The sequence below is a fragment of the Magnetococcales bacterium genome, assembly GCA_015231925.1.
Classification (GTDB): Bacteria; Pseudomonadota; Magnetococcia; order Magnetococcales; family JADGAQ01; genus JADGAQ01.
Window position 1 is genome coordinate 1 of sequence record JADGAQ010000216.1, and the last position, 6586, is coordinate 6586.

The window sequence follows — 6586 nt, forward strand, 5'->3', positions numbered from 1 at the left end:
AGGGGGTGCGGCGGTATCCAGTTTCAATCCGCGCCCCCGCGTGGGGGGCGACAGTGGGATGGTGGCCAGCTCCGAGAGGTGGAGCCGGTTTCAATCCGCGCCCCCGCGTGGGGGGCGACTCAAGGAGCATCAGCACTGCAATCTCAAAGAGCCGGTTTCAATCCGCGCCCCCGCGTGGGGGGCGACAAGAGCCCACCCTCGAAACCAGACCAATTCAGGAGTTTCAATCCGCGCCCCCGCGTGGGGGGCGACCGGCAAAATGGTACCGGCTGTCGGCGGAACAGGGGTTTCAATCCGCGCCCCCGCGTGGGGGGCGACACCACATCAGGGACATTCATCCCGGATCCGAGGTGGTTTCAATCCGCGCCCCCGCGTGGGGGGCGACCAGACATCGCCGCCGGCAGCCGCCCCGAAACGCCGTTTCAATCCGCGCCCCCGCGTGGGGGGCGACAACCATGCGCTGGAAAGGGAACATGGCGTCATGGCGTTTCAATCCGCGCCCCCGCGTGGGGGGCGACCCGACTACAAAAACCGCACCCAGCGGGAGGAGATGTTTCAATCCGCGCCCCCGCGTGGGGGGCGACCGGGGCCTTTTCCAGCACCCACATCTTGATTCGCCAGTTTCAATCCGCGCCCCCGCGTGGGGGGCGACTGTCGGCGGGCAACGAGTTGGCCCACCACATCTTTTTTCGCCTCTGGCGCGAACCTCCTTTTTTTCAGAGCCAGACGGATTTCGATTGTGTACAAACATATTGTTATTGGACTGTTTTGCCTTATTGGCAAGTTGGCGGCGGATGTCGTGCGCTTGGGGTTCGCGATGGGGATATCCGGCTGTTGCCTTGCCTTTCAGACTATCAAGGGGCCTTCGATGTCGTAGGTCTGTTTGGCACCGTAATGTTCCACGCGATTGTGCCATTCGGCGCCCAGATTGTAAAACCGTAAACTGTCTTGAGCCGGATCGATGATGGTCAGCAGCGATTTTTTAAGAATCGTCAACTGGGCGGGATCCACTTTGCATTCGAACACCGAGTTTTGCACCCTTTGGCCGTAATCCAGGCAGATTTTGGCGACGCGCCGAAGGCGGCGTTGTCCGGCGCGTTCCGTGGTCGATACGTCATAGGCTACCAAGATGTACATCCCCTCCCTTTCAGCGCCACAAAAAGGCTGGATAGGCGTCGAGATCGCCGCGCAGATGACGGGCCAGCAGTCGGGCCTGGATGTGGGGCAGTAATCCGTAGGTCATTTTTTCGCCCAAAAAGGGGTGGGTCAGCTCTTCTTTTTTGCGTTCCTGCCACGCCACCAGGATCTTCTTGCGGGATTCTTCCCGCAGCAAAACCGCGCCGTTCTCCCGTTTTTCAAAATCGGCGGAGGTCACTTGTTTGCGATTGATCAGGCTCAAGGCCAGTCGATCCGCCAGAACGGGGCGGAATTCTTCCATCAGGTCGAGGGCCAGGGATGGGCGGCCAGGGCGATCCCGGTGGAAGAAGCCCACGGCGGCATCCAATCCCGCCGCTTCCAGAGCCGAGCGGCAATCGTGGCCCAACAGGGCGTACAGAAAGGAGAGCAGGGCGTTGACCGGATCCAGGGGAGGACGGCGGTTGCGACCGGAGAAGGTGATTTCGGGGTCGCCTCCCGATAACAGGTGGTTGAACACGCTGAAATACTGGTGGGCGGCGTTACCCTCCTCCCCTCGCAAGGTGTCCGCATCCCGGGCTCGGGTTACGCCTCGCAGAGCGTTGCCCAACTGTTCCACCGCATCAGCCAAAGGCGCATCCCCCGCCGCTTCGGGACGGTCCCGCCGGGCACGTTGCAACGAGGTGCGGGCATTGGCGATTTTGGCGGCCACGCAGTTGCCGGCGATGGCCAAAGAAGCGGCTTCCCGATCCGCCCGACGGTATTGTTCCCGTCGCAACAGGACGTTACCCTGGGCGAATCCGGTAGCGGCAGCCAGAAAATGGCCATGGGGGGTACAAAACGACAGGGTGATGCCCCCTTCGGCGCATGCGGCCATCAACTGGGCGGAGGCGCCGATATCCCAACCCAGGCAGACGATGCCGTCCAGATTGTGCAACGGCACTCGAAGCCGGGTATCACCTTCCACCCGCACTTCGACGGCTTCGCCCTGTTTGCGCAACCAAGCCCCTTCCAGGGTTACGAACAGGGTGTTGAGATACTGTTGCACGGCTCACCCCTCCTCCAGCAGGTGTTGCAAGGTCTCGCCGAACCAGATGGAGACCCGCCCCGGGGTCTCCCGACGTCGGGGCAGGCAGACATCCAGCAGTGAACACCCCCGGCACAGCGCGGCCCGATAGACCGCGGGAGGAGTGATTTCCCCATCGAGCAGACGATGCAGCCGGTCCACGGCGGCGAGGGTGGTGGCTCGCAACTCCGGGGTGAAGGCAACCGGCGTGCGGCGACGGGGTTCCCCGTAAAACAGGGCACCTGCCGTAACCGGCATGGCCAACATCTCTTCCAGACACAGGGCCTGGGCACACAGTTGCACCCGATCCGCTTCATGGGATTTGGGGCGGCCCCGTTTGTACTCCACGGGTTGCACCGATTCCCAGCGAGGAGCCCCGCCTCCCCTGCCCCGCCTGCCGTGAAACTCCACGACATCGCACTGCCCCATCAGCCTGCAGGTTTGGGAAACCACCTGCAGCCCACGCGCGATACCGATGCCCGGTCGACTTTCGACGCCTTCCTGATGGGTTTTTTCGTGCAACACGTTGCCTTCGGCGGTGAGCCGGTTGTCCAGCCAAACCCGTTCCAGATGGATCAGGGCGCATTGCCGCTCGCAATAGACAAGATGCTGCAGCGCCGACAAGGGCGCGTAGCGAATATCCTCTTCCATTCCGCTTCTCCGGACGGAAGGGGGTATCCCTTCCGTCCATGCCCTACGGGAGAAACTACAAGCGACGCACCAGGGTGACGCCCTTGGCGACCTCTTTTTCGTTGCCGATGCCCAAGGTCTGTTCCAAAAACTGGCCATCGAAGAGTACCGCATAATCGGAAAAGTTCCGGGGCGGCTGTTTCGGATTCAGCAGCTGCACCTTGACCCGATCAAAGAGGGCATGGGCCGGGGCCTCGCCCAGAGCGCTGTCGTGGCGGAACAGCAGCAGACCCCGTGCGGACATCTCGCCCCGACTGGCGGAACGATCGTGTTCGAACATGTTTTCCAGGGCCTGCCAAAGCAGTTCCAGATCGGCATCGGAAAAACCGGTCTGTTGGGCAAACGGGGCGCTGATGAAGCCGTGGGTGCGGTAGAGACCGTAGGGAATGGTGAACTTGCGCCCCATGGTGCGGTTGTCCCCCTCCTGTTTGGCGGCCTCTTCCACCGTGGTCACCGCCATGCGGGTAATGCTGTGTTCGGCGGCAATAACCGGGTCACAACTGCGCCCGAAGGTGAATTGAACCGGTCCCCGCACCTGGCCACAGTTGACGCCGGTGGTCATGACCGCCCCAAAAGCGCGCACATCGAAAAAGTTGTTGCACATCCATTTGCGGGCTTTTTCCGTCTCATCCCCACCCCCCTTGCGTTTGCCCTCCTTGCCATCCAGGGGAATGCCCAACGCCTTGAACGCCCGCTCATGCTGCAGGTTGAGTACCGCCTTTTCCCGGACATAGATGTCGTAACCCTGAACATCGGTCACGTCCTTCGTCTGGGAATCGGCGCGGTATAGTTGCACATAGTTGCGGATTTTGCGTTTCAGGCAGACGTCGGTAATCAAGCCATGGCCGGTTTCGGCATCGACCCGAGGCAGGTTGCCGGCATCGGGATCGCCGTTGGGATTGCCGTCTTTCACGTCGAAGAGGTAAACAAAGTCATATCGCTGATTCATGGAGTGATCCTCTGGTAAACGGTCTTCAGGGGTTGTTCGAAGCGGTGGCGGATTTCTCCTCATCCTTGCGGGTGAAGAAATCCTGTCGCTGATGGTAGTAGCCGATGGCAAAAAGCCCTTGTTCTTCCAGGGGAAGGGTGGAGGGGATATCCTCGATGCCACTCATGATCTCCTGGACCACTTTTTCCCGCATCACCTTGGCACCGATGTTGAGTTTGCTCAGATGGTGCTGATAGGTGCGCAGCAGACGGGGGAACACCGCGCCCGGAGTGGCCGAAACCGCGCCGTAGTAGCGATCCCGGATGGTGGCGTTGAGTCCCGGCAGGGCATCTTCCTGGGTTTTTTCCAAGGCGGCGAACAGGCGACCCAGGCGATAGGCCGGGTCGGATCGGGTGGAATCCAGACTCACGGTAAGTTCTCCTTCGAAACGGGGTGAACGGTTCAGCCACGCCTTCAGAATGGCGGCGCGGAGGGTGTTGATCTGCCGGTTGGGGTGTTGTTTGTCGTCGCGGTCCGCCCGAATGCGGCGGATGATGGCGGCGGCCAGGGCATCGGGATAGGCGGTGCCGTTCAATATGGCCCGCATCAGCGCCCCGCCCAAAAGCGGAGCCACGTCCTTGCCGTCCCGGGCCGTTTCTTTCAGCAGCATCCAGGCCGGCGGGAATTCCCTCGCTTGCGGCGGGCCAACGATCTCCAAATCTTCGAAGTGTTCCCGCAAGCGGTCCACGAAGGCACCCAAGGTATCCTGATGCCAAAAGCGCACGGAGATGCGTCCCGCATTGGGAGAGAGCCCCAAGACGTATAACGGGGTTTTGCCATCCTCCCCCAGGGCGTGACTGCCCTGTCGCAAGGCTTGAAAAAATATCTGCACATCGGTCAGCCTGGCGATGTCCTGGACCGATTCCGGATCCTTTTCCTCCTCCTCTCCACCTGAGAACAGGAAGGCGATGCCCTCTTCGGCGGCTGTCTTCTTCCCGGTCCAGAAAAGTACGGTATCGTCCGCCAGGGGAATGCGATGTTTGTTTCGCATCGCTCCGTTCAGGAGAACGTTGAGGACAGTGCAATAACGAAAAGTTGCCGCTTCGGAGACCGGGCCATTGTAACTTTGCTCTTTGCCATAGGAGGTAAAGGCATCACAATTGTACGATACCAGCAAAGCACCGGTGGATTGGGCGTTGCGAACTCCCTTGATCTTGGGTTCATGAACCCGCGCCAGGGGAAGATCCTCCTGACCGCTGATCAGGCACCGCCCCCGCAAGGTCGCGCTCTCCCTGGCAAGCTGCTGTTTGCCTTGCCACCATTGGCGAATAGGGGCCTGTTCATGGACGTACCCGGATTCTCCCTGGATTTTGAAGACGCCGAAACCACTGCCCAATTTGGCCAAGGAGTCATGCGTTGCCGCTTCTTCGGGGGACCAGCGCTCCAGGAAACGGCAAACCGCCGAATAGGCCGGATCGGCGATCTCTTTTTCCAGTTCGAGGTGCTTCTTCCGGAACTCCTGGAAAGAGAGTTTGGTCCGTTCCGGTTTTTCGTCTTTGGGATCGAAGCCCAGCATGTATTTGGCATTATCCCATAAAAAACAAGGATTGATGCCTTGTCCGGTGGGCTTGGCCTGACCCGGCAGCCGCAACTGTCTGGGTTTCTGCAGGGTTTTGCTTTTACCCTTCGGTCCGGGGATGAGATGGTCGACCTGTTCGTCCGAAAAGCCATGCAGTTGGCCTTCCGGAGTCAACACCACCGCAAAAGAGACGTTCTGAACGCTGTAACCCGGTTCGGCAAGGCCGTAGTCCGGATCCATCGCCAGACGGTCGTAGAGGTCGTGGAGGGCTTGCAGGATCATTGCCCGAACGCCTCCCGCGTCTTTTGCAGGCAGGCGGCAACATCCACCACCCCGTTGACCATGCGGGCGCGGAAAAATCGCGCCTGGCAGCGCTCGGTGCAGGTATGGGGGCGCGGGGTTGGCCCCGGAAATCCGGCGTGTTCCATATCGTAGAGCATGAAGCCCAGGTCCCGCTCCGTGGCCAATTCAGCCGGAGTCGCCGGGAACCCCTCCTCCCCCACCGGGGCGAAATAGGCGGGGAACTCCCGGCAGCCCATGTAGGGGCGATGGAAACAGGCGCCGTCTTTCAGGCGGCGGTTGAACTGATCCAGGTGTTTGGCCACCGGGTCCGTCAGGGTGGCGCCGCCGCGTTCCGTGTCGTCCAGCACCTCGATATGGGCCTCGATGCCGTAACAGACGTTGGTCAACAGCAGAGTGGCCCGTTGTTGCCGGTTCTCTTCAGCGTAAAGGCACGGGGTCTCCCCCTGACCTTGCATCGCCTTGGCCGTGACGGAGACCTTGAGCGGATCCACCTCGTTGCGCCGGATGTTGGCGAAGCGGATGGGTTCCAGGACGTGGATGCGGTCTATCACCCAGCGCATTTGCGGTTTCCAGTAGATGGCCTCCAGAATGCCCCGCGCTCCCGAGGGGGTCATCACATCGTAGGAGACTCGTTCGGCCTTCATCTCCGGACGAGTCCAACAGGCATATTCACCCCAGACTTTCAAGCGGATTCCGTAGCTCATGGCATACTCACCTCCTGACAGGATAAATTTGTTACTATTGAGGACCCTGCATAGGCCGTATCAATAGCGAAAGGAAAAGTCCCAGGGGTGCCCCCTGGACCCCATGGGGTCGGCGAATCAACAGCGAAAGAAAAAGTCCCAGGGCGCTGCCCTGGACCCGTCGGGGGGGATAATCCCCCCCG

6 protein-coding genes and 1 CRISPR repeat array are annotated in these 6586 nt (G+C 60.8%); all 6 genes read right to left on the reverse strand.

What is annotated here, in order from left to right:
• Positions 1-20: 20 nt before the first annotated feature.
• Positions 21-652: a CRISPR direct-repeat array (repeat unit 32 nt; unit sequence GTTTCAATCCGCGCCCCCGCGTGGGGGGCGAC).
• 194 nt (positions 653-846) lie between these two features.
• Genes cas2 through cas5c form a run of 6 tightly spaced genes read right to left on the reverse strand, consistent with a single transcriptional unit; the run spans position 847 to position 6404 of the window.
• Complete coding sequence (gene cas2, locus HQL56_17275; protein ID MBF0311271.1) at positions 847-1137, reverse strand: CRISPR-associated endonuclease Cas2; 291 nt, start codon at positions 1135-1137, stop codon at positions 847-849.
• A gap of 10 nt (positions 1138-1147) precedes the next feature.
• Positions 1148-2182, reverse strand: a complete 1035-nt coding sequence (cas1c, locus tag HQL56_17280) for a type I-C CRISPR-associated endonuclease Cas1 (GenBank protein MBF0311272.1) — start codon at positions 2180-2182, stop codon at positions 1148-1150.
• Positions 2183-2185: 3 nt separating this feature from the next.
• Complete coding sequence (gene cas4 / locus HQL56_17285) at positions 2186-2851, reverse strand: CRISPR-associated protein Cas4 (GenBank protein ID MBF0311273.1); 666 nt, start codon at positions 2849-2851, stop codon at positions 2186-2188.
• Between the two features lie 55 nt (positions 2852-2906).
• Positions 2907-3839, reverse strand: a complete 933-nt coding sequence (gene cas7c / locus HQL56_17290) for a type I-C CRISPR-associated protein Cas7/Csd2 (protein ID MBF0311274.1) — start codon at positions 3837-3839, stop codon at positions 2907-2909.
• A 25-nt stretch (positions 3840-3864) separates the two neighbouring features.
• On the reverse strand, positions 3865-5679 hold the full coding sequence (cas8c, locus tag HQL56_17295) for a type I-C CRISPR-associated protein Cas8c/Csd1 (GenBank protein MBF0311275.1): 1815 nt from the start codon (positions 5677-5679) through the stop codon (positions 3865-3867).
• Positions 5676-6404, reverse strand: a complete 729-nt coding sequence (gene cas5c, locus HQL56_17300) for a type I-C CRISPR-associated protein Cas5 (protein MBF0311276.1) — start codon at positions 6402-6404, stop codon at positions 5676-5678. The genes cas8c and cas5c overlap by 4 nt, the downstream gene beginning before the upstream one ends.
• Positions 6405-6586: the final 182 nt, after the last annotated feature.

Coding starts and splice junctions, on each gene's coding strand:
- cas2 (MBF0311271.1), bottom strand. CDS start 1,137: ATGTACATCTTGGTAGCCTATGACGTATCGACCACGGAACGCGCCGGA.
- cas5c (MBF0311276.1), bottom strand. CDS start 6,404: ATGAGCTACGGAATCCGCTTGAAAGTCTGGGGTGAATATGCCTGTTGG.
- cas4 (MBF0311273.1), bottom strand. CDS start 2,851: ATGGAAGAGGATATTCGCTACGCGCCCTTGTCGGCGCTGCAGCATCTT.
- cas7c (MBF0311274.1), bottom strand. CDS start 3,839: ATGAATCAGCGATATGACTTTGTTTACCTCTTCGACGTGAAAGACGGC.
- cas8c (MBF0311275.1), bottom strand. CDS start 5,679: ATGATCCTGCAAGCCCTCCACGACCTCTACGACCGTCTGGCGATGGAT.